This is a genomic window from Vibrio gallicus (assembly GCF_024346875.1).
In the GTDB taxonomy this organism is placed as follows: Bacteria; Pseudomonadota; Gammaproteobacteria; order Enterobacterales; family Vibrionaceae; genus Vibrio; species Vibrio gallicus.
In genome coordinates this window covers 457,699-480,438 of the sequence record NZ_AP024872.1, presented here as the reverse complement: position 1 = coordinate 480,438, position 22,740 = coordinate 457,699, and the positions used below count along the sequence as shown (strand labels likewise).

General features: G+C 44.9%; 19 protein-coding genes. 7 read left to right on the top strand and 12 right to left on the bottom strand.

The genetic code is table 11. The annotated features are described in order from the left end of the window. Positions 1-39: 39 nt before the first annotated feature. Positions 40-1,848: an extracellular solute-binding protein gene (locus OCU28_RS13805; protein WP_261818254.1), complete on the bottom strand. Its 1,809-nt coding sequence runs from the start codon at positions 1,846-1,848 to the stop codon at positions 40-42. A 293-nt stretch (positions 1,849-2,141) separates the two neighbouring features. Here OCU28_RS13805 and OCU28_RS13800 point away from each other — a divergent pair, with 293 nt between their 5' ends. After that, complete coding sequence (locus OCU28_RS13800) at positions 2,142-2,471, top strand: nitrous oxide-stimulated promoter family protein (protein ID WP_261818275.1); 330 nt, start codon at positions 2,142-2,144, stop codon at positions 2,469-2,471. Between the two features lie 3 nt (positions 2,472-2,474). Here OCU28_RS13800 and OCU28_RS13795 read toward each other — a convergent pair whose 3' ends face one another. Beyond that, on the bottom strand, positions 2,475-3,869 hold the full coding sequence (locus OCU28_RS13795) for a DEAD/DEAH box helicase (protein ID WP_261818253.1): 1,395 nt from the start codon (positions 3,867-3,869) through the stop codon (positions 2,475-2,477). A gap of 336 nt (positions 3,870-4,205) precedes the next feature. On the opposite strand from OCU28_RS13795, the gene OCU28_RS13790 reads away from it, so the two are divergent. After that, positions 4,206-4,637 (top strand): DUF2000 domain-containing protein, encoded by a 432-nt coding sequence (locus OCU28_RS13790; RefSeq protein ID WP_261818252.1) that lies wholly within the window; start codon positions 4,206-4,208, stop codon positions 4,635-4,637. A gap of 74 nt (positions 4,638-4,711) precedes the next feature. Here OCU28_RS13790 and OCU28_RS13785 read toward each other — a convergent pair whose 3' ends face one another. Further along, positions 4,712-5,425 carry a phosphatase PAP2 family protein gene (locus OCU28_RS13785; RefSeq protein WP_261818251.1) on the bottom strand — a complete coding sequence of 238 codons (714 nt, stop codon included), beginning with the start codon at positions 5,423-5,425 and terminating at the stop codon, positions 4,712-4,714. Positions 5,426-5,538: 113 nt separating this feature from the next. Then, entirely contained in the window at positions 5,539-6,918 is a 1,380-nt protein-coding gene (locus OCU28_RS13780) for an MATE family efflux transporter (protein ID WP_261818250.1), read from the bottom strand. 57 nt (positions 6,919-6,975) lie between these two features. Between OCU28_RS13780 and OCU28_RS13775 the strand changes: the two genes are divergently transcribed. From OCU28_RS13775 to OCU28_RS13765, 3 genes are read left to right on the top strand one after another with little or no spacing between them, the layout of a single operon-like run. Continuing rightward, positions 6,976-7,863 (top strand): helix-turn-helix transcriptional regulator, encoded by an 888-nt coding sequence (locus OCU28_RS13775; protein WP_261818274.1) that lies wholly within the window; start codon positions 6,976-6,978, stop codon positions 7,861-7,863. Beyond that, positions 7,863-8,441 carry an acyl carrier protein phosphodiesterase gene (locus OCU28_RS13770; protein WP_261818249.1) on the top strand — a complete coding sequence of 193 codons (579 nt, stop codon included), beginning with the start codon at positions 7,863-7,865 and terminating at the stop codon, positions 8,439-8,441. The genes OCU28_RS13775 and OCU28_RS13770 overlap by 1 nt, the downstream gene beginning before the upstream one ends. A gap of 41 nt (positions 8,442-8,482) precedes the next feature. Beyond that, positions 8,483-9,757, top strand: coding sequence for a DEAD/DEAH box helicase (locus tag OCU28_RS13765; RefSeq protein WP_261818248.1), 1,275 nt, complete (start codon positions 8,483-8,485; stop codon positions 9,755-9,757). 68 nt (positions 9,758-9,825) lie between these two features. On the opposite strand, the gene ltaE is transcribed toward OCU28_RS13765, so the two are convergent. Beyond that, positions 9,826-10,830, bottom strand: coding sequence for a low-specificity L-threonine aldolase (ltaE, locus tag OCU28_RS13760; protein WP_261818247.1), 1,005 nt, complete (start codon positions 10,828-10,830; stop codon positions 9,826-9,828). Positions 10,831-10,862: 32 nt separating this feature from the next. Beyond that, positions 10,863-11,378 carry an NUDIX hydrolase gene (locus OCU28_RS13755; protein ID WP_261818246.1) on the bottom strand — a complete coding sequence of 172 codons (516 nt, stop codon included), beginning with the start codon at positions 11,376-11,378 and terminating at the stop codon, positions 10,863-10,865. Between the two features lie 271 nt (positions 11,379-11,649). Here OCU28_RS13755 and OCU28_RS13750 point away from each other — a divergent pair, with 271 nt between their 5' ends. Further along, a complete protein-coding gene (locus OCU28_RS13750) occupies positions 11,650-13,314 on the top strand; it encodes an ATPase RavA domain-containing protein (protein WP_261818245.1) in 1,665 nt (554 codons plus the stop codon). A gap of 9 nt (positions 13,315-13,323) precedes the next feature. Further along, positions 13,324-14,769 carry an ATPase RavA stimulator ViaA gene (gene viaA, locus OCU28_RS13745; RefSeq protein ID WP_261818244.1) on the top strand — a complete coding sequence of 482 codons (1,446 nt, stop codon included), beginning with the start codon at positions 13,324-13,326 and terminating at the stop codon, positions 14,767-14,769. Between the two features lie 105 nt (positions 14,770-14,874). On the opposite strand, the gene tnpC is transcribed toward viaA, so the two are convergent. The 6 genes from tnpC to OCU28_RS13715 all read right to left on the bottom strand — a co-directional run bounded on the left by tnpC (position 14,875) and on the right by OCU28_RS13715 (position 22,690). After that, positions 14,875-16,404 carry an IS66 family transposase gene (gene tnpC, locus OCU28_RS13740; protein WP_261817421.1) on the bottom strand — a complete coding sequence of 510 codons (1,530 nt, stop codon included), beginning with the start codon at positions 16,402-16,404 and terminating at the stop codon, positions 14,875-14,877. Between the two features lie 87 nt (positions 16,405-16,491). Further along, entirely contained in the window at positions 16,492-16,836 is a 345-nt protein-coding gene (gene tnpB, locus OCU28_RS13735; protein ID WP_261816971.1) for an IS66 family insertion sequence element accessory protein TnpB, read from the bottom strand. Next, positions 16,833-17,132, bottom strand: a complete 300-nt coding sequence (tnpA, locus tag OCU28_RS13730; protein ID WP_261816970.1) for an IS66 family insertion sequence element accessory protein TnpA — start codon at positions 17,130-17,132, stop codon at positions 16,833-16,835. Before tnpA ends, tnpB begins: the two co-directional genes overlap by 4 nt. Before the next feature lie 78 nt (positions 17,133-17,210). Beyond that, positions 17,211-18,842: a glycoside hydrolase family 13 protein gene (locus OCU28_RS13725; RefSeq protein ID WP_261818243.1), complete on the bottom strand. Its 1,632-nt coding sequence runs from the start codon at positions 18,840-18,842 to the stop codon at positions 17,211-17,213. 223 nt (positions 18,843-19,065) lie between these two features. Then, positions 19,066-20,721, bottom strand: coding sequence for an ABC-ATPase domain-containing protein (locus OCU28_RS13720; protein WP_261818242.1), 1,656 nt, complete (start codon positions 20,719-20,721; stop codon positions 19,066-19,068). 49 nt (positions 20,722-20,770) lie between these two features. Continuing rightward, entirely contained in the window at positions 20,771-22,690 is a 1,920-nt protein-coding gene (locus OCU28_RS13715; RefSeq protein ID WP_261818241.1) for a sensor domain-containing phosphodiesterase, read from the bottom strand. Between the last annotated feature and the right edge of the window lie 50 nt (positions 22,691-22,740).

The window sequence follows — 22,740 nt, the reverse complement described above, 5'->3', positions numbered from 1 at the left end:
AAAAATTAAGACATAATTCAGGGTTTCACTGAATTCAGGCTAGCGACGTTTAACCGGAAGCTTCTGGGCTTTGTCGGTATCTATCCACCAGGTATCTAAGCCCAAATCATATTCTGGGCGCGTATCAGGACGGGCAAACTTATCCCAGCTCGCGACACGAAAGGTACTGCTGTGCCATGCCGGAATCGCATAGAAGTTCCATGTTAGAACTCGGTCTAATGCTGGAGCTAGCGCTTTTAACATTTCAGGGTCTTGCTGATGCTGGTCGATCTGCTCTGTAAGGTAGTCAATAGCTTTGCTTCTTACTCCCGCTTGATTGTAGGTACTATCGATAAACTGGCTGTGCCATACAATCTTTAGGCTTGGGCTAGGGTAGGCATTGGCGCTGTAAGAACGGAATATCATATCGTAGTCACGCTCATGCCAACGCTTGAGGTATTGGGTGGTGTCAACGGTGCGGATTTTCATGCTAATGCCCATACGACTGAGGTTCTTCTTCAAGGGTTCGGCTATACGTTCGGTCGTAGGGCTAAAGGCCATCAATTCAAACTCTAGAGGCTTACCGGTTTCGACATGGGTCATCACACCATTTTTTGTCTCCCATCCGGCGCTGTTAAGGATCTTGATTGCGGTGCGCATCTGAGAACGTATTCGCCCAGAACCATCAGAGTGAGGCGCTTTATAGGCTGGGCCAAACACACGCTCAGGGATTTGTGCCTTGATTGGTGTAAGGATCTCTATTTCCGTTGCCGATGGCATACCTTGGGCTTGATATGCGGTATTTTGAAAGTAGCTATTAGTACGCTGATATTGTTGGTAGAACATATTTTTGTTCATCCATTCAAAATCTAACGCATAGGTTAACGCCTCCCGCACTTTAGGGTCTTGAAATACCGCACGCTCGGTATTGAAAATAAACCCCTGCATGCTTTGGGGGATTTGATGCTCTATCTCTTCTTTTTTGATAAACCCTTTATCAAAGTTAGATCCTGTGTACGCAGTGGCCCAGAATTTGGCCGTGCCTTCTTGGCGTAGGTCATATTCTCCAGCCTTAAATGCCTCAAGCATAACGGTATCATCGCGATAATAGTCGTAGGAGATACTATCAAAGTTGTGTCGCCCAACATTGACTGGAAGTGACGCTGCCCAGTAATCTTTAACGCGGGAATAGGTGATGCTTTGCCCCGCTTTAAAGTCGGTGATCTTATAGGGACCACTGCCAATAGGAGGGTGTGACAGGGGCTGACTAAGGTCTTTGTCTTTCCAAAAATGTTGCGGTAATACCGCCATGCCTTGTGCAAGAGAAAACAGCACGTCTTTGTCGGGTTGATTCATTTCTATGCGCGCAGTACGCTTTGATATTGCGGTGACTGATTTCACTTTTTTATAATAGGTGCGGTACTGGGGAACGCCTTGAGCCAAAAACTTTTTGAAGGTAAATTCAACGTCTTGGGCTGTGATTGAGACCCCATCATGAAACTTTGCACTGGGATTAATATCGATTTCCATCCAGCTAAAGTCGTCCGCATGGCGAATATTTTGGGCAATAAGTGGATAGGAAGTATTGATTTCATCGCTAGGTGAGAACATGAGAGTATCGTAGATTTCACCGGTCATTGAACCGGGCTTACCACGCGAACCGTAGCGATTAAAGCTATCAAAAGTACCGATTGCTCCATAGGTAATATGGCCCCTTTTAGGGGCGCTTGGGTTAACATAGTCAAGGTGTTGAAACCCATTGGGATGCTTTGCTTGTCCAAAGCCGACCAAAACATTGGTTTCGATGGTATTTGCAAAGGCCCACTGAGAGAAAATAACTGCAGACGCTACCAAAGTCCTTTTTAGCATGAGTACCTCAAATCCTAGATATATTCGTTGTGTTGCATATTCTTTACCATATCCGATTATGCACAAAAGTGGAATGGGATAAAATGGTAACTACTTGAGTATAGGAAATATTTAGGTGTAATTATCTTATAGGGAGGTGATATTTCAGGGAGTCAGTGACTAGGGTGCACATTGATGGCGTTATAATGTAAACTAAATGCAACTTATAAAAGGGGGCCAAGGTGCAAGCCAAAAAAACTAATTCTGATGTTTTACAAGGTAAACTCGTTACTGAATTTAAGACGGTGAGCGCAATGATATCGATCTATTGTCGAAATCATCATAATACGATTCACGGATTGTGTGCGCAGTGCAGCGACTTAAAGGAATATGCAAAAACTCGATTAGATCGATGTGTCTTTGGCCAACAAAAACCAACCTGTAACAAATGTCCGGTGCATTGCTACAAACCAGAGCAGAAGCGGATGATGCGCGAAGTAATGGTGTACGCGGGGCCTAGAATGCTACTTAAACATCCTGTGCTAGCAATAAGGCACCTGTATCATGAAACGAAACAGGTGCCTGAATTACCAAAGCAGAATGTGTCAAATCGTTATATCCGACGCCAATCTCCTAAAACTTAAAACCTAGGACTTAGGTCCGGTAGGCTTAGCAGTACGTCGTGGTCGACGACTTGGTCTACTTGGAGCTGATGAGGCGTTACCCTCTTTGCTGCCCGACGGGCTTCTACCGGCGCCAGGTTTTATTGAGTGGCGTTTGTTCTTGTTTGCTGGCTTGTTTCCGCTAGAGTTGCCACCTGAACGTTGCCCGTCTTGATGGCCCGTTTTGGCTTTTTTCGGTTTATTCGGCTTTATTGGGCGAGTATCAAGCCTAGATTCTGGCACTTCATTTACTGGCTTAAATCCTTCCAATTCATGTCGTTCAATAAGCTTCCCGATAAGCCTTTCTATTGAAAATAATTCTTTTGCTTCATCCGCGCAGACTAAAGAGTAGGCTTTGCCTGTCTCTCCGGCACGTCCGGTGCGTCCAATGCGGTGTACGTAGTCTTCTGATACGTGTGGAAGGTCGAAGTTTACAACCTGTGGCAGCTGAGGGATATCAAGCCCACGAGCGGCAATATCGGTGGCAACTAATACTCGGATCTTTCCAGTTTTAAAGCCTTCGAGTGCCTTAGTGCGTGCACCTTGGCTCTTATTCCCGTGGATCGGTAGAGCAGAGATGTCTCGCTCTTCCAAAAAACGTGCCAGACGGTTTGCGCCATGCTTAGTTTTGCTAAACACCAATACCTGTTGCCAATTATTTTGTTCGATTAACTTAGCTAGGATTGCGGGCTTTTGACCCTTGTCTGCTACATAAACGCTCTGCTCAACCAGATTAGTGGTTGAGTTGGGTGGGTTTACCGAGACTTCTACTGGATTGTTAACTAACCCGCGGGCGAGATCGCGGATTTCATTAGAGAAGGTGGCAGAAAACAGTAGGTTCTGACGTTTTTTAGGCAACAGATCTAGGATACGTTTTATGTCGCGATAAAAGCCCATGTCCAGCATGCGGTCAGCTTCATCGAGTACTAAAATCTCTAACTGTGAAAACTTAACCGCATTTTGATTGTATAGATCCAATAGGCGGCCAGGAGTGGCAACCAATACATCACACCCTTTGCGTAAATTTTGCATTTGCGGGTTAATCTTAACGCCACCAAATACCACATGGGAGGTTAACGGCAGGTTAGCACCATATTTAACCACACTGTCTTGGATCTGAGCTGCCAGTTCACGAGTTGGAGTTAATACCAGAGAGCGAACATGGTTTGCACGTGGTTTTGAACCCTTGCTGAGGTTTTCAAGCAATGGCAGTGTAAAGCCAGCGGTCTTTCCCGTTCCTGTTTGTGCAGCAGCCATGACATCTCTGCCTTCAATGACCGCAGGGATTGCTTTTTCCTGGATAGGAGATGCAGTTGTGTAGCCTAAGCTCTCAACAGCACGGAGGATAGGTTGGGATAGACCAAGGGAGTCAAAACTCATAGATTCTCTTTAAATTATGATGGAGGCGAATAGTGCCTAAAGACTAATAGGAGCGTAGTTGATTATTGACCACTACGTGCATTAGATTTGAAAGGTGGCCATTTTGCGCGGTTTTTCTAAATACATCAATAACAAACTGCGTGCTAGGGATGTTTTGCTATAGGATTCGTTTTTTTAACTCACATTTATGGCCTCAATACCATCTATGCAATGTGATATTGAGTTGCGGACCAAGAAAATCTTTAGTATTAAATGACTATAGAAAGTCATAGGGGGTTGTTATATCAGCAAATCCTGTGAGTGATTATGTCCAACTATTGTCGATAAGGATTAACCGTGACCCAATTACCTGATGAAAATCAAAAACGCTATATTGCCGTACTCAGTAAAAAAATGGATATCGGGCGCAGTTTTAATGTACTTGGGCACCTCAGTGTTGCCCTTTCAAATAAATTGGACAGTACCGCGACACAATATGTGGATTACATAGACGCAGACGGCAGTTGCCATCCAAATATGTCTCACTATCCCTTCATTGTGTTAAAGGGCGATAACTCGAACAAGATACGTAAGGTAAGAGAAGAGGCGTTAAATCGCGGGATTACGTTTACCGATTTTACCAACACTATGATTGAAGGGGGCTCATTGGCCCAGCAGCAGCGCACTAGAGAAACCGCAGAGGCTGATCTTGAATATCTTGGGATCTGTCTATTTGGTGATACGCAAACACTGCGCGAGTTTACTAAGAAATTTAGCCTGTATAAATAGTGATATAAGACAACAAGTTAAACCCATATACAGCCATCTATTTTTGTATATGGGTTATTCATAAATGCGGGTATCTATTTGGCTTTCGGTATGGGTATGATTAGATACAGTAATGCCACAAATGCCATCGAACCAAAGAGATCTTCCGGGCGATGCATCCCAAGCCATAGCCTGCTATACGCAACTCCAAGTGCCCACACCAACATCAAACCTGTGATGGTATATCGTTTTTGAACAGCCGCCAGGCCTCCAAAAAAGGCCAAACATACTGCGACAAATACGGTGTGTCCGGAAGGGAATGAGTAATCTGTCTCGTGTTTCCAGTGGTTAATTCGATATGGTGAAACCTCGTCTTTAGCTGACATAACTAATGCATTTTGGGCATATTTGTCATGAGCATAGAAGTCTTGCGCTGAGTCAACCAACTTTAACTGTACTAGGGTTTCAGTATATGGACGTGGACTTTGCGTCAGTTTTTTAAGGCCGGTTTTACCTGCAAAACATAATACCAATAGCACCCCAAAACAGACACACAGCTTAATAAAATGGCCTTTACGATCAGAGGTTAAAAACATGCCTAGAGTGAACACGGCTAGGGTTACCAAAAATCCTTCACTACCTGCAGAATAGGTTAGGTAAGTAAGAAGTTGCCCCTCAAAGTCACTAGGATGTGATAATAGATTGAAGGGACCTGCCAGTAATGAGATAAGGCTGATACCCACGGCAAATAGTGCAAGCACTACGATGCCATGGCGCTTGCTGTTTATATAGGTGGAGAACGTCGACACTAAGATTTCCATTGATAAGCAAAAACTACAGTTTAGCGCCTGCTTTTTGACAGGTCGCCTCTGAATCTTAAATTTCGCAATCTTTTGACATTAACAGCGGATATCCCCTCAATCTAGGCGGGTGTTAATGTCAGGTTTTTCACCCATTTGCGCTTGAGAAAGCGCGTAAAACAGAGGCCAAACTTAACTATTTCCTCTGTTAGCATCAGGCCGTAGACGTATTCAAAGGGTAAATTAAGTAGAAATGCGCCAATCGCAAGGAAAGGAATACCCACTAACCACATGGCAATGAAGTCCATACGTAGACAAAATGTATTTTCGCCGCCGGCTCTTAAAATCCCAATAATGATCAGCATGTTAGTCATTCTAACCGCTAATAAAATGGCGAATATCGCCATTGCGGGAGAGGCTAAAGGATAGAGTTCATCGCTAGTAAGATGTAGTGCGCTCAAGACGTGTTGTTTAAATATCAATAGGATAATGGCAAGGGCCACCGAGCAGATAAAAATAGTCTTAATGAACCAGTTTGCCATTGATTCTGCCTGTGCGAACTGGTCATCGCCTAAGGATTGACCAACAAGAACCGAGCACGCAACTGCGATACCAAAAAACGCGGAATAACACAGGCCTTCAAACGGCCCCATCATACTAAAGACAGCCAACTCTGTGGTGCCCATATGCCCAAATATGACTTGATAGGTTAGGGTGCCAAAGGCCCAGATGATGGTATTAGCTGTGGATGGCACCGCCAGTTTTGCAAATGAGCGAGTTAAACGTTGCGGGTTGGGCAAAAAGTTTGCACTTAGGGTCCAGTGCTTCATCTTATATAGCGCTACCGCAATGGCTAATACTTGGAACAGTCTGGCTATTGTCGTGGCAAGAGCTGCTCCTGCAACCCCCATAGGCTCAATACCTAACCCGCCCTTTATGAGCCAAAAATTAAGGCAAATATTAATTAACGCGGTCGCGCCACCAAGTATAAGCGGTAACATAGCGTTGCCTGAACTGCGCAAGCTTGATTCGGCAATCACAACGCAATGGGTAAGCATGAGTACTGGAATGCTATACCAGATATAGGTAGAACCAAGACGGATAACCTCAGTATCTGAGGTCTGTAGCAACATGATTGTATCGGAACCCAATACAATAAGTAGCGTGAGTGGAAGCATCAAATACGCACCGTATTTTAAGGCTAGGTATGTGACAGTTTTAGCTGAATCTGTGTCTTTTTTTCCCCAGTACTGAGCCACTAAAATACCGTTGGCGCTGGCGATACCAGCGGAGATCATGATAATCACAAAGTGCCATTTTGTGGCAATACCAACTGAGGCGGTCGCTTCTTTACCAAAATCGCTAACCATAAGCACGTCAGCGAGCTGCAAAATAGCAACCAGTGCACTTTGGATAGCAACGGGTACGGCTAAACGGGTTACTTTGCCCATGAATCCATTAGGGATGGCGTGTTGAGTCGCTTTTGAAAAGTGGAGGTTCATCTTGGTTGCCTGTTGATATAACAAGGCGTATCTTATTCATCAACCGGGTTAGATGGTATATTTCAATTGAGCAAAAAACTGTGCAAATCTGTCATAAGTCAATATGAGCCAAAATCACAGTGGCGGGATCGCGTATTTTTGAGTGAAGAGTGTAAAGAGCGCTTTTTAACCACCTCTGACATTCCTGAATTAGCTGAAAGCGGTTATTTTATGGCTGGATTGGCAGAGCTTGAAAATGGCTACGAGGTTGAACGAGAGGGCGTTGGCGTTCACACCTTGTTGATGACCCTTGAAGGTGGCGGCCTGCTGACCACGGCTAACAGTGTGATTGAGCTACTTCCATATTCGTTGATATTACTACCGGCTAAGATGCCATTTCGTTTCGAACTTCACCCTCAACAAACGCGCTGGAAAATGGCATGGGTATTGTTAGATAACGTGCCTAAATGGCGAGATATCGTCTCTATCGGACAAACGGTGCTACCTTTTCAAGCTAGTGAGCAAGTGTGGTCTTTAATGAATCTACTGCATTTGGAAGTAGGCGGCCGCCCTAGCTATAGGCGATTACTCATTAGTGAGATGAGCCGTATATTAGCCGGTATTCAAGCCAAGCCGTTTAGTTCCTCTATTCGCGTACAAACCCTATTTAATGATATTGAATCTCAGCTACACCTAAACTGGAGAGTCGAGTTGATAGCGCAGCGCTGTTTTCTTAGTAAGGAGCAGTTAAATCGGGTTTGCAAATCCCTGTATGGGGTCTCGCCTCGATCAAGATTGATCCAACTTCGCATGGAAAAGGCGGTTGATCTACTAAAATATGAGGATTGGACGGTAAGCATGATTGCGAGACGTTTGGGCTATCAAGACCCGCATAATTTTACGCATAGATTTAGTAAGCACTTTGGATGTTCGCCGAGAGAATACCGCAAACGGATGCAAGCATAATGAACTTTTTAGCACACCTACATTTAGCGGAACAAAGTGGTAGTAGCTTAGTTGGCAATCTGTTGGGCGATTTTGTGCGTGGCGACCCAAGTAAACAGTACCATCAAGAGTGGTCCGAAGGCATTCGATTGCATCGGTTTGTAGATAGCTATACCGACAGCCATCCTTCTATTAAGGCGCTTCTACCATTGTTTGCTAAGCAGCGCCGCTTTGCACCCATTGCATTGGACGTATTTTGGGACCACTGTTTAATTAACCAGTGGTCTAGGTTTCACCCTCACGACGTGCAACAGTTTTGCTTAAAGGCTCAGCTTAAAACGCACCCAAGGTATATTCAGCAGGCGTTGCCGGTTCGATATCAACAGGTAGTAGGCGCAATGTGGGACGGTAAGTGGCTTGAGTCTTACGCAAAGATGGATAACATTCAATATGCGCTACACAGAATGTCACTACGTTCACCTAGAATGGCGCCTTTGCAGCTCTGTTATTCTCACCTTGAGCAACACTATAACCATTTAAACCAAGTGTTTTTGGAGTTTTACCCTGAACTTATCGAAGCGGTGCGTAAAATAAAGTAAACTTCGCTCACTTAATTTAGTGGCCGTTTATATACCTAACTATGACAGATTCATCCTTCGCCGCACTCGGTATCGCAAACCCGTTTATTGATACGTTAACCGAACTCAATATCGTTACTCCAACGCCTGTTCAATTGCAGGCTATTCCTTATGTTTTAGAGGGGCGAGACGTATTAGCGGCGGCGCAAACTGGTACCGGTAAAACCATAGCGTTTGGATTGCCGATACTTCAAGCGCTTAGTCAGCAACCGCTGAAACCGGTCAATCCGCAACAGCCGTGTGAGATCCGAGCATTGATATTGGTACCAACCAGAGAGCTAGCTCAGCAGGTCTATACCGCAATCAGTCAATATGGTGTGTCCACCGCTATAAAAACTGGCGTGGTTTATGGAGGAACTAGTTTTAAAGTGCAATGTGAGATGCTACGTGAAGGCTGTGACGTGCTGGTGGCAACCCCTGGGCGGCTACTAGACCATTTGTTCAACAAAACACTGCGTTTAGATACGGTTCAAACTCTGGTTCTGGATGAAGCCGACCGTATGCTAGATATGGGGTTTATGCCTGACATAAAACGCATACTAGGCAAAGTGAGCCCGCAAAGACAGACGCTGTTTTTCTCTGCAACCTTCAACAAAAACATCAAGAATATTGCGTATAAGATCCTAACCTCTCCTGCCGAGGTAGAGGTGTCACCTGCTAACTCAACCGCCGATAGCGTTGAACAGATTGTTTACCCAGTAGATAAAAGACGTAAGCGTGAGTTATTGGCATATTTGATTGGTTCTAAAAACTGGCAACAAGTGTTAGTTTTCTGTCGTACTAAAGAGGGCACAGAAAGTTTAGCCAAAGAGCTAAAGCTTGATGGCATTCGCGCCGTGTCAATGCATGGTGATAAAAGTCAGGGTGCACGTACCCGAGCCCTTGAAGACTTTAAATCAGGTAAAGCGCGAGCGATGATTGCAACCGATGTCGCTGCGCGTGGCATTGATATTAGCGAACTAGAGTATGTAGTGAACTATGATATGCCATTTAAGGCTGAGGACTACATTCATCGAATAGGGCGCAGTGGTAGAGCTGGGCGTAAAGGCAACGCGGTATCGCTGATGAGTCATGATGAGCAGTATCTGCTTGAGGCGATTGAAAGACTACTGGATAAAAAATTACCACAGGAATGGCTAGCCGGCTACGAACCAGGTTCGATAGCGCCTATTACTGAAGATATGCCGATGGGGCGTCGCAGCCGAAGTTCAGAGAAACGTAAGTTGAAAGCCAAGCTTGGTATCCACAAAAATCGCGGACGTACCAAACGCTCATAGACATTTAAACCCCTTGAAATTAGTCGCCTAACATCTAGGGGTTTTATTTATTGGTTATATAGTAACAACTAAAGAAGCGAAGTTAGCTTTTCAAGTAAGGTATCGATATCTGATGAGCTAATGTCTTTGTGGGTTACAAAGCGTACCGGATTGCTCGGGGACACCAAAATACCTTGTTGTTCAAGCTGTTCGGTAACCGCATCGATGTTAATGCTGTGGTCGAGTTTGGCAAATACGATATTAGTTTGTACGAGCTCAGAGTTAACGTTAAAGCCAGGTAATAGTGACAAGCCCTGCGCTAGCTTTTTGGCGTTTTTATGGTCATCTTTAAGGCGCGTTACCTGTTCGGTTAATGCCAACTTACCTGCTGCGCCCAATATGCCTACCTGACGCATGGCACCGCCAAGCATTTTACGGATTCGACGTGCCTTAGCTATGGTTTCTTTATCACCGAGTAGCAGTGAACCCACTGGCGCGCAAAGCCCTTTAGACAAGCAAATGGTCATGGTATCAAAGTGCTGCGCTATCTCTTTAATATCGACATCGAGCGCTACGGCGGCGTTATACACACGCGCACCATCGAGGTGCAATTTCAAACCGTATTGATTAACAAACTCGCGAGCTTGCGCCAAATATTCTAGCGGTAGCACCTTACCGTTAATGGTGTTTTCGAGGCTAAGCAGTTTTGTGCGCGCAAAGTGAAAGTCGTCTGGTTTAATCACCGATGCCAGTTTCTTAAAGCAAAGGGTACCATCTGGTTCATTCATAACTGGCTGCGGCTGAATTGAGCCTAACACGGCTGCGCCTCCTGCCTCGTAACGGTAATTGTGAGCCTGTTGACCACAAAGATATTCATCGCCGCGTTCACAATGGGACATAAGGCCTAACAAGTTGGCCTGGGTGCCGGAGGTAGTAAATAGGGCCGCTTCAAATCCATGGCGTTGTGCTACCCAGTTCTCCAACTCATTAATTGTAGGATCGTCACCATAAACATCATCCCCAACAGCGGCGTTAGCCATTGCATCGCGCATGGCTTGGGTTGGGCGGGTGACCGTGTCTGAGCGAAAGTCCATTTTTATTCCTTACTATAACCGAGTGTTTGTCACTACAGTTTGCCACACAACATAGCTTTGGCAACAGTCGCTATCGTTTTGGCATCGGTGATATCGTCCCTTTGAATAGCTTGTAATAGGTCATTACAGGTAATGGTTTGTAACTCAATAACCTCTTCGTCGTCTTTATGTAAGCGGTTCTCCAAATGAAGTTCCTCAGCCACAAACAGGTGCTGCACTTCATTACAAAATCCAGCCATCGGGGTCAAGGTTCCAAGGCTTTGCCAGCGCTTTGCGCTATATCCGGTCTCTTCTTCAAGCTCTCGTTTAGCCGCAATTAGCGGTGATTCATCTTGCTTCATGGTGCCAGCGGGTATCTCTAGTAGCCACTGTTTAATAGACGGGCGGTACTGATTAAGTAATAAAACGGTATTGTCATCGAGTTTTGCCAATATGACTACGGCGCCTGGGTGTCGAATGGAGGTGTGAGAAATAGCCAACTTATTTGGCAAAATGAGAGGTTCCTCAACTAAGGACAGGCTCTTCCATTTATGAATGATTTTGTGCATTTTTATTGTCAATTCGAGGAATGATTGTATCGATTATATGTACTCGATCACGCTTTTGCACTTGAATAAATATATAAGGATATTTCCTGCCTAACACCTTGATAAATATTGATGTTTCTAATATTGAAAACTAAGATTGCAATGTGATCCAGTTCTCGTTACCTTGCTATATACAAAGGAAGCACATGAAATCGAGTTCATGTACACAATCACAAGGTAACATAGTCGTAGCCTAGATCGTGGTTAGATAGTTATATAGGTAGGTAAAGGAATGATACAAGCCAGCAGTGCCACACACGCACATCGAGCGCTCCGTTCGGAGCGAATTGATAAACTCGTTAAACATCTATCTGAAGGGGTTTATGAGCGTGAACATACGATTAAGTTGTGCCTGCTCGCAGCACTTTCCGGAGAGAGTGTATTCTTATTAGGGCCTCCGGGTATCGCTAAAAGCCTGATTGCTAAACGCCTAATTAGTGCCTTTCAAAGCAGCAGCTATTTTGAATATTTAATGACTCGATTTTCAACCCCTGAAGAGGTGTTTGGACCTTTAAGTATTCAAGAGCTAAAGGACAACGGACGCTATGTGCGATTGACTGATGGCTACCTGCCTAAAGCAAATGTTGTTTTTCTGGATGAAATTTGGAAGGCCGGCCCTGCGATCCTCAATACCCTATTGACGGTAGTCAACGAAAAAACCTTTAAAAATGGCAATGATATCGAAAAGGTCCCAATGCGGCTGTTGATCTCAGCGTCAAATGAATTACCAGATGAAGAAAGCGGCCTTGAGGCGTTATATGATCGCATGTTAGTGCGTGTGTTCGTCAATCGGATTCAAGATAAGCGCAACTTTTATAGCATGCTGACGGTTGGGACTACCCAAGAGGCTGAGGTACCTGATGAGCTAAAAATCTCCAATCAAGAGTATACTCAGTGGTTGAGTGAACTTGATCAGATCCCGTTAAGTGAAGCACTATTCGATAAGCTCTACTTACTCAAAAGTATGCTGGAGAAACGCCACCAGCAGGTTGAAACCACGCTTAAAGCCGATGACCTTTATGTATCCGATCGTCGATGGAAGAAAGCGGTAAAATTGCTTAAAGCCAGTGCATTTTTTAATGGCCGACAAAAGATCAACGCTCTTGATCTTATCCTAATTCAAGATTGCCTATGGAATAGCCCAGAATCTCGGGTGATCGTGCGTGAGGTGATGCGTGAATTTGCACTAGAATACGCCTTTGATCAAAGTGAGATCTTACATGTTATTGAAAGCAGTAAGGCAACCCTAGAGGATGTTCAATCCGAAATCGAAACCCAAAATAGCCTGCATGTTACCCATGAAATGGGCAGCGGTTTATTGCGTAAAGAGGGCTTTAAAATCGACCTTAAGGATTGGCGTGTACACAAGGTTGGTCCAACGGGTAACCTGGTTAAATTGGTGCTTTTACAAAGTAATCTCTCGGTTTCTGAGCACGAAAAAGGGGACTCGCGTTGGATCTATGTGCCGCACAGTGAGCTACTAAAGGTGATCTCTCATGGTGGCGGTGATGTGTATGGATACGTGAATCAAAACACCAATATGGTTTCTATTAAATTAGCGCTAGATGCAGATGACAACCTAGTAGTTAAAGATATTGCAAATCGCTCAGTGCTAGTTGGCTTAGTCACCAACCAAGGTTTAGACGCACAAACACACCAAAAATGGTATGGTTTAGCTCAAAATGCTGTGAATGAGTTGCAAAAGGCCGAATTGACCTTAACTCAGGTACGCTCTGCATTTCATGGTGCGTTACCCCATAACTTTATTGAGCCAGAACTGCCAACCGCGATGGAATCTGGATTGCAGAAACTTGCGCAGTCATTAAGTGCCGCGCAGGGGCAATCAAAAAAGCTTGCTCAGCGTATTGGGTTTATGGCCGATTACTATTCACAATAGGGATTTTAGATGCTTGGTGTTGATGCGCTAAATTTGGCTATCTCAGTTGCTGATTCTGGCATGGTAGAGAGCGCAGTAAATGATTTAATTGGGCGTAGCCAGGTACTGATGTCTACTGAGAAACCGGGCGTGCAAGCCTCGGTTAAAAATCACCTATTTAAGTGGCGAAAATCGGTTAAGCGACGAATCACCAAGGTGTGCGATACCGAGCACACCCAAGCCGAATTAGCCTTGTATCAAGAGGTCATTCATTGGGATGAGGCGCAATTTGAACAAGATATTGAGTCGGTTGTAAAACAACTTGAATGGCATAGCGCCTTTTACCTGCAGGCTCGGCGGTTACTTGATCGGCAAAAAAGCACACCTAACCCTATGTTTGCGCACTATTTCTGCGACCAGTGGTATCAATCCCTATATAACGAGATAAAGCAACTTCAACTTAACGAGCTCGAACAAGACAAGCAGAAGTTTCTAGATGATCTGTACAATCGTATGGAAAACATGAACAACATGCGCCAGCTCGGTGAGACGGGTGATGAATCGCAACTTGGGCGATTATGGGATATGGCGGCGGCAAAGCTGACCCGCAGTGATGTTAAGGTGATGAGTCACTACGCGAAATTTTTGCGTAAACACGGTGGGTTGAAGGAAATCGCCAATGAGTTAGGGCGCATGGCGAGCCAAGTTGATGATCCTTCACTCAAGATTGCGCCAGCAATGGAATTTGAGGTTGTCGAAGAGCACTCCGCTGAAGCCACAGACGATATCGTTGGCATCCACGAGGGAGATGATCTTAGCAAGCTATTACCCAACGAAACCATGTTTCTGGCTTACCCTGAGCTTGAGGTTATTTTCTATAAGCACCTTGTCGACAAACGCTTAGCCAACTATCGTACTTCTGGTAAGTCGCGTACCTTGCGTAAAGTTAATGCCCATACGCCAAGTCACAGTGAGTTGGAGGTAGAAAAGGGGCCATTTATTGCGTGCGTTGATGCATCAGGCTCCATGAGTGGCTTTCCAGAGCAGTGTGCTAAGGCGATAGCCTATGCGTTAATGCAGATAGCGATGGCAGAACAGCGAGATTGCTTTGTTATCTTGTTTTCAACCGAGCAGATCACCTACGAATTAACCAAAAAAGATGGTTTGCGAGAGGCAAGCGACTTTCTTTCTTATACCTTTCACGGTGGAACGGATTTTGAGCCGGTGCTACAAACCTGTATTGATCTAATGCAAGGGGACCGCTATCGCAACGCAGATATGGTGGTGCTTTCTGATTTTATTGCACCGAAACAGTCCGACGAAATGGTGGCTAAGGTCGAAGCATTAAAGCTACAACACAATCGCTTCCATGCGGTAAGCCTATCCAAGTATGGCAACCCAGAGCTACTAAACATATTCAGTCACAATTGGAGCTACCACCCCGGCTTAGTAGGGCGTTTTGTGAGAAAGTTTTAGGCTTCAATTTAGCAAACTCGATGATTAATCCCACACAAAGCCGCCCACATTGGGGCGGCTTTGTTATCTGCGCGCTATGTAAGCGCGCAATTAAGCAGTAAGGCCTTATTCAGCCTCATCGATTTCCAGCGCCCACGGCATAAGATCGGTCAGATCATCTTGTGGCGATCGCATCGGCAGCACTTTGAATAAGTGCACGAAGTAGTAATATGGATTGATGTTATTTGCACGACAAGTCATCACCAAGCTATACAAGTTAGCGCTCGCAGTCGCACCTTCAACTGATGTTGAGAACATCCAATTTTTTCGACCCGTTGTAAACGGACGGATATCTCGCTCTGTCACATTGTTATCAATGCTTATGTCACCATCTTCTAGATAAGTGAGCAACTTCGGCCATTGGTTAATCGTATAATTTATGGCGAGGCCGATTTGACTTTTCGGCAGTACTTTTCCTTGGCTTTCCAGCAACCACTTATGGAACGTGCCTAAGATGGGTTTCGATTTTCGTTGTCGTAGATGTTGCCGCTCGACAGTGCTCAAGCCTTTAGCTTCCTGTTCAATACCATAAAGCTTTGCGATAAAGCTGATGGCTTTCTCTATACGGCCCGATTTCTTCTTCGGTTGCGCTTTTTGTGCATCGGTAAATTTGCGTCTTACGTGTGCTAAGCACCCCGCTTGGCTAACATTATCGAGGCCGTTATAAGCTTGATAACCATCGGTGAGTAGGTAACCCGAGTAGCCACCAAGGAAGTCTTTAACACATTGCCCTGCACGACTTGGTTGATAGTCGTAAATGACCACAGGTTGTTTGGCGAACTCACCGCTACGATAAACCCACATATAAGATTTGCTTTGTGCTGAGCGCTCTTGCTCTCGCAACACTTGAACGGTCGTTTCATCCGCGCAGATGAGTTTTTCATTCAGTAAATGAGCTTTCATTGCTTCAACGATAACGGTCACTTTACTGCCCAGTTGAACACACCAGTTTGCAAGCGTGCCTCGGCTTAACTCGATATCTGAGCGCTTTAAGATTTCAACCTGGCGATAAAGCGGCAAGGCGTCAACATATTTGGCCGTAACTACCGCAGCGAATGCTTCAGGGCTGCCGATGCTTTTCGGGATCATGTTGGCAGGTCGAGGGGCGGTGACGATTTTGCTGCTGGTTTGTGTCTTTTCACACTGACGGCAGGCGTATTTCGTGCGCTCATGCCGCACGACGCTGACCTTCTGAGGGATGATTTTTAGCTCTTCCGAGACTTCAGTACCGCATGGATGTAGCGGTTCATTGCAGCATTCACAGTAAGGGGCATTGAGTGTGTGCTGATGAACTTCACGATCAAGCTCTACTGGTAATGGTTTTCGGCCTTTCTTGTGATGCTTTGGACTGGCTTTAGGTAAGGCATTTTGCTGCTCAGCTTCGTTAAACGTCCCTTTCGGGGCTTTTTCACTTTTAGCGGAGAAGCGCTTGGACTTACTTAAGTTAAGTTCCTCAAGAAGCAGCCGCATTTTATTCTCTAACTCAACCACTTCTTCTGATTGGGTATCAACTGTTTTTTTCAGTTCATAGTTCTCTTCCTGAAGCTTGAGTAGCATCGCTTTGAGTTGTTCTACATCATCAGGAAGTTCGGTCATTTTTTGGGGCTCGTCATCTGTCATTTCCCCTTAGTTTGACAGTGAAAAAGGATCGCTCAAGTCCAATGAGGTGATCAGTATCATCGCTCACACTTCTCGGCCATAAAGGGGCTGATGAGCCTTTGGGTTTTCAAGATTCAACCCAGATAATAGCCAGTTAAGCTGTTGAGTAGATATGTGGATATGGCCCGCGGCTGTAGGCTTTGGCCACTTAAAGCGGCCTTTTTCGAGTCGGCGATAGTAGAGCCAAAAGCCGTTAGTGTCCCAAAAGAGAATTTTGATTTTATCTCGGCCACGATTACAAAAGATGAACCACGCACTGCTCAATGGATCCATTTCTAGCACATCAGCGACAATGAGAGAGAGGCCGTCAATCGACTTTCTCATATCGGTAACCCCCGAGACGAGATAAACCGCGCCACTTGGGATCATTGCAGCGCCTTCAGCCAAGTTTGAATTTGAGAAAATGAAAGTGATGTCGGCAGCTCGGCGCGCACGCCATTAGGCAAATGTACAACGACCATTTCGCCACAAAAAGACGGTTGGCTATTAATGACCATTTGGTGCGCGACCTGTTCATTGTCAGTGTTCTTGAGCTTTTTTAGCCAATAGTGAAAAGTGGCGTAATTAATATCGTGCTTTTTACAAAAGTCTGGAATAGAAAGTCCACCTTCTTGCTGCTTGGAGATGATGGCCGTCCAATGTTGGTGCTTTTCTGATTGAGTCATAGTTCCTCCATTTGTTTGGGAAACTATGACAAAGGCTTGCTGATATTAGAATGTGGGGTTAATTGCGCGCTTACCGCGCTATAGCTTTACGGCAAAGGATTCGTAAGGCGCTAGAGATAACGCCTTATCAAGTTTATGTCGTGTTGCATAGTTGGCAATTAGGCATTCACCATTAAGTTGGTGTAGCTCCCTAGGAAGGGTGATGCGTTGTGGCTGGTTACTAAAATTGTTGACCACAAGTATTTGGTGATCAGCATCTTTTCGAATATAAGCAAATACGGTGTCGCTATCTTGCAATAGTGGAATGAAATCGCCATATACGATAACCGGATATTGCTTACGTAATGCAATCAATCGTTGATAGTGATAGAAGATAGAGTGTTGGTCGTGTAATGCAGAGGCGACATTGATGCTGGTAAAGTTAGGGTTAACTTTGAGCCATGGCGTGGCATCGCTAAACCCTGCATTGGGCTTGGATGACCACTGCATCGGGGTTCGGGCATTATCACGGCTGTTTTTATGTATCGCATCCATCATCTGTTGATGGCTGACTCCGGCTTTGGTTTTTACATCATAAAAGTTTAAGGTCTCAATATCTTGATAGTCACTCAAACTGTCAAATTGTACGTTGGTCATCCCTATCTCTTCACCTTGATAGATATAAGGGGTGCCTTTTAGAAAGTGCAGCGCAGTTGCCAGCATTTTTGCTGAGGCAACCCTAAATTCGCCCTCACAACCATATTTTGACACCGCACGAGGCAGGTCGTGATTATTCCAAAATAGGGAGTTCCAGCCTTCATTTGATAACTCAAGCTGCCACTTGGTTAACACCTGTTTAAAGGCTTTAAGATCCAATGGGATGGGGTTCCACTTGTCGCAATGCTTCCAAGTCAAAGTAATGTGTTCAAATTGGAATATCATTGAAAACTCATTGCGTTGCGGGCTGCTATATAGCTTCGCAATTTTCGGATCGGCATCCCAAGTCTCGCCGACGGTAAGCAGCTCGTGTTTACCAAAGGTTTCTCGGTTCATTTGTTGAATTAGAGGATGTAGGCGAGGGCCGTTACCTGAGATACCGTTATCGATTTCTTTGCCAATTAAGTCAATGACATCTAGACGAAACCCTCCAATGCCTTGCTCAATCCACCAGTTCATCATGTTATGGATTTCTTTGTGGACTTCAGGGTTTTCCCAATTCAGGTCTGGCTGTTTTTTGGAAAACAGATGAAAGTAATATTGCCCAGCTTGTTCGTCCCAATGCCATGCTGGGCCACCAAATACAGATTCAAAATAATTTTTGTCGCCGTGTTGGGGGATCTCATCACGCCAGATATAAAAGTCACGAAAGCGGTTATGCTTAGATTGGCGAGCTTGCTTAAACCAAGGGTGCTCATCAGAGGTATGGTTTACGACTAGATCCATCACCAGTTTGATATTACGTTGCTTGGCCTCTTTGATAAGCGCTTGCATGTCCTGCATAGTGCCAAACTCAGGCGCAATATCTTGGTAGTCTGAAATGTCGTAGCCATTATCGTCCATAGGGGATTTATAAACGGGAGACAACCAAAGTACGTCAACCCCTAGCTGTTTGAGGTAATCGAGTTTATAACGAATGCCATTAATATCACCAATACCGTCGTTATTAGAGTCACAAAAACTGCGCGGATAGATCTGGTATACAACGGCATTGTGCCACCACTGTTTTTTCATTATTAATCACTCTTAAAACCTAAACTGATGACACTATATGCCTAAGTTATTTTTAAATAAAATGCAGTCAGCATGGGTTGTTTTGGAGTTTAATCCAGATCACACTCTGTGAGGAATTTAGTGCTAGTTATAGGTAATCAATTGAATAACAAAAGTTTATTGATTGAGAGTTATAAAAAAGCCACTCATTTTGAGTGGCTAGCAATAGATGTGATGAGGATTATTATGCAGGTTTAAACTGCGCCTTACGCAGCCGGTTAACCGTGGCTAATGCGTCCAATTTACGCGGCTTAGCCAGATCGCCATTGTTAGGCATGCTCTGATACCAATCTTGTTGGTTGAAGATAGTATCTATCTCTAAACCAAGGTCTTGGCTCCAGCCAGGTTGTTGGGCAACTTGAAATAGGCTCCAACCGATAGCGTTTATCTCGTTAGGGGTTTGTAGCTGCTCAAGAGCGCTAATATCGATAAACTCTTTGCCTAATCTTAAGGAGTCAGTGCCTTTTGCTGTCACTCTGTATTTACCATCGGCAAGGATAGTCTGAATGCACTGGCGATTAAAGGCACGCGCAGCGGTAGTAGTAAATACGGTTTCGCCCTCAGCCTTGCGCGCACTCGGGTGTTGAGTGACAACAATCTTGGTTTTCTCTGTTACATCGATGGCTTGATAGTCGTGCATTTGGATAACGCTGTCGGCATGATCAAAATAGTCCCCTGAGCCACCCATAACGATAATACTGCTCACATCTGCGGTGTCACGAAGATCAGAGATGCGATCCACCAGTGGTGTAATGGGCTCATCGGTTTTATTGACCAAGGCTTGCATACGTTCATCACGAATCATGAAGTTAGTGGCAGAGGTATCTTCGTCAATCAAAAGTGCGCTGACCCCGGACTCAAGAGACTCTTGCAACCACGCGGCTTGTGAGGTTGATCCTGACGCGTCTTGAGTTGAAAAATCGACGGTTGAGCGTCCCATCGGCAGGTGTGAGATGAAATTATCAATATTAAGGTTGTGGATACATCGACCATCTTCTGCACGGATCTTCATGCTCATAGGGTCTGTGACACAATACTCACGACCGTCTTGTGGAATATGATTATAGATAGCCAGCTCGATTGCATTTAGCAGAGTTGATTTACCGTGAAATCCACCCCCTACGATTAAGGTAATTCCCTTTTTGATACCAAGCCCGGTAATCGGGCCTTTATTTGGGGTATCAAGGGTTATGGCCATAGATTCGGGAGCTGTGAAAGCAATCGCATCTTTCATTGGCAGTTCGCTATTACCGGCAAGGCGAGGCAGGCGTGCGTCGTTGGCGATAAAACTGACCAGATTGTGCTGCTGGAGCTGGCTACGTAGCGCTTCTTGATCTTCAATTACTTCGCAGTGTTGATTTAGGGCTGGAGCCGGTAGTTCGCGCAACAAGGTTGCTTTGCGTATGTACTTAGGAAGATGGAATGTAATCAGATTTATGGCTTTTTTACCTAGCACTGAACGACCGTCTGCTGGAAGGTTTACCCGAAAGCGTAATTCAATGCCTTCATCAGTAAACAGTACTGCGGTATTGTCGAGTACTATTTGACCTGTGGTGGCTACGGAAATGGCGTTATCTTGTTTGGCAAACTGCGCTAGGCTACGGGCAATAAAATCGCGGGCAGCGATTTGATAGGCTTGTGACTTATCTCTTAGGTAATCTAAACCGGTCACTGACCATGGTCTAATGGCACGAAAACGCGATGGAGAGGCGTAAGGGTCTCCCTGAACCTGATCTATGATAAGAGTAAAGTCTTTGAAATCGTACTGTCCCTTGATCTGTTGATAAGCGCGATAGTTTTGTTTCTCAATTTTTTTTAGTTTGGATATCAGCAGATCCATCGGAAGGACTCTTAATTTAGTTAGCTATGGCTCTAATGATACTTATTTTTCAACGAATTGCTGAATAAGTTTGCAAGCAGAGGGTCTGCTTGCTTAGAGCTTGCTCAAATTCGTGCGCGTTGAGGGGGATTTGATATATTTCTCCCTCCGCAAATGGCCTTTTGAACTGGGTTAACCATCGCTCTTGTTCCTTGGTTTTGATACCAGTAACAACCGGTTGCAGTTCCAGTTTTTCGATAATCTGCATCAATGAGTGTAAGAACGCCTTGTCTTCAGCACTGCCTTGAAGGTTATAGGTGAAATTTTTATCTATCTTAATGCGTTTAAATGGGCTGTGCTTTAGATAACTAAATGAAGCATGACCATGGCCAAAATCGCTTAACGTGAGAATTATACCCAGCTTGGCAATGGCATCGAGCGAGGTACTTAATGCTGCTTGGTTGGAAACCAGTTGCTTTTCTGAGATCTCAATCTCGATAGCATCTGGAGGAAGCTTAAAATGTTGCAACTGCTGTTGTAATAATTCAGCAAGGGTGTTTGACGCCAGCTGGCTAGCAGTGAGCTTGATTGCGATCCTGAAATCTTTGTTGTATTTGCGCCATTTTACTGCGGTTTTAAGGGAGTGGTGGACTAAGTAGTGGCATAGGGAGTCGGCTAATTCAGGTTGATCGCAAAGCTGTACAATGGATAGCTCAGAAATCATTCCTAAAATAGGATGACTCCAGTAAATACTGGTGGTGGCACATTGCCAAACTGCGCTGTGAACACAAACTTGGGGTTGATAATGCAGGCTTAAGGTATGATCTTGTATGGATTCAATAAAATAACTCTCCATACGGTTGAAACGCGTCCCTCCGTCATTTTGCGTCTCATCGAAGAATAAAATACGCTTACCCGATTGTTGGGCGTGTTGCATTGCTTGGCGCGCTTGCACGGTTAAACCTAGGTTTCTTTGTCCAGCCAGCGAATTGGAAACCGAGACTCCGATATATGCTTGCAGGCGAACATGATTATCTGCTACGTGAAACTGTTGCGCTGTGATGTCCAATATCCGTTGGATACTCGAATCATACTGCTCCTGTGCAATTGGATTAACCAAGGTGTACGCAATGTCGCTACTATGGGGGCGTGCAGTGATCTGAGTTCCGTTACTGAGTCGGCCAAGTTTATCGGTTAACTGCTTGAAAATAAGATCAAGAGCGCGCGCACCTAGCTCGGCTTGGATGCGCGCACCATTACTAATTCCGATATAAAATACCGCCACTTCATGGGTATAAAGGTCTGTTTGATTGACCAGACGATTACTTTCTAGCTCCCACGCTTTGGCATTGAGCAAGCCACTCCCGATATCGTGATAACGTTGATAGTGAACCTCACGCTCTAACTGCTTGCACCGGGAGGACTCCTTATCAAGTTGATAGCTGAGGCTAGCAAGTTCAATGGTACGATTGTGAATTCGGGAGGTGAGGGTTTCGTTGTTACGTTGTAGCTTTTTGTTTTGATATATAACAGTCAATTGCGCTTCCACAGAGTCTTTAAATACTTCCAGTAGTTCCAATACCTGAGGCTTAAACTTATTGGGTTGCGTGTCTTGTAGAGTGAGAGTGCCAAACGGGCTGCCGTTAGGCCAATGAATTGGGATACCTAGGTATGCCTTAATCCCGAAGTGGGTAACGGGATCGAATGTACTCCATTGCGACTGATTTAGGGCGTCATTTAGGTCTAATATCCGGTCAGTTTTTAGTACCGATTCGCAGAAATTATTGCTATTTAGCGGAAAAGTGGTGCCAACACGATATGGATTCGTCGCGTCATGGTTAACGCAATACACCTCAAGCTGATTGGTGTTGAGGCGGTTTATCGCCGCAATTGGCGCCTTGGCAAACTGAGCAAATACCTCAAGCATGTCCTGCCAAGAGTGATAGGTTTTATTGGGAATTTGTAGTGCATGTATTTCGACCCTAGGCATAATATCATCCATAATTGCCCGAGCCCACTGACTCAATAGCAAGTCGTGGG

Coding starts and splice junctions, on each gene's coding strand:
- OCU28_RS13805 (WP_261818254.1), bottom strand. CDS start 1,848: ATGCTAAAAAGGACTTTGGTAGCGTCTGCAGTTATTTTCTCTCAGTGG.
- OCU28_RS13800 (WP_261818275.1), top strand. CDS start 2,142: ATGATATCGATCTATTGTCGAAATCATCATAATACGATTCACGGATTG.
- OCU28_RS13795 (WP_261818253.1), bottom strand. CDS start 3,869: ATGAGTTTTGACTCCCTTGGTCTATCCCAACCTATCCTCCGTGCTGTT.
- OCU28_RS13780 (WP_261818250.1), bottom strand. CDS start 6,918: ATGAACCTCCACTTTTCAAAAGCGACTCAACACGCCATCCCTAATGGA.
- OCU28_RS13770 (WP_261818249.1), top strand. CDS start 7,863: ATGAACTTTTTAGCACACCTACATTTAGCGGAACAAAGTGGTAGTAGC.
- OCU28_RS13765 (WP_261818248.1), top strand. CDS start 8,483: ATGACAGATTCATCCTTCGCCGCACTCGGTATCGCAAACCCGTTTATT.
- ltaE (WP_261818247.1), bottom strand. CDS start 10,830: ATGGACTTTCGCTCAGACACGGTCACCCGCCCAACCCAAGCCATGCGC.
- OCU28_RS13755 (WP_261818246.1), bottom strand. CDS start 11,378: ATGCACAAAATCATTCATAAATGGAAGAGCCTGTCCTTAGTTGAGGAA.
- OCU28_RS13750 (WP_261818245.1), top strand. CDS start 11,650: ATGATACAAGCCAGCAGTGCCACACACGCACATCGAGCGCTCCGTTCG.
- viaA (WP_261818244.1), top strand. CDS start 13,324: ATGCTTGGTGTTGATGCGCTAAATTTGGCTATCTCAGTTGCTGATTCT.
- tnpC (WP_261817421.1), bottom strand. CDS start 16,404: ATGACCGAACTTCCTGATGATGTAGAACAACTCAAAGCGATGCTACTC.
- tnpB (WP_261816971.1), bottom strand. CDS start 16,836: ATGATCCCAAGTGGCGCGGTTTATCTCGTCTCGGGGGTTACCGATATG.
- tnpA (WP_261816970.1), bottom strand. CDS start 17,132: ATGACTCAATCAGAAAAGCACCAACATTGGACGGCCATCATCTCCAAG.
- OCU28_RS13725 (WP_261818243.1), bottom strand. CDS start 18,842: ATGAAAAAACAGTGGTGGCACAATGCCGTTGTATACCAGATCTATCCG.
- OCU28_RS13720 (WP_261818242.1), bottom strand. CDS start 20,721: ATGGATCTGCTGATATCCAAACTAAAAAAAATTGAGAAACAAAACTAT.
- OCU28_RS13715 (WP_261818241.1), bottom strand. CDS start 22,690: ATGCCTAGGGTCGAAATACATGCACTACAAATTCCCAATAAAACCTAT.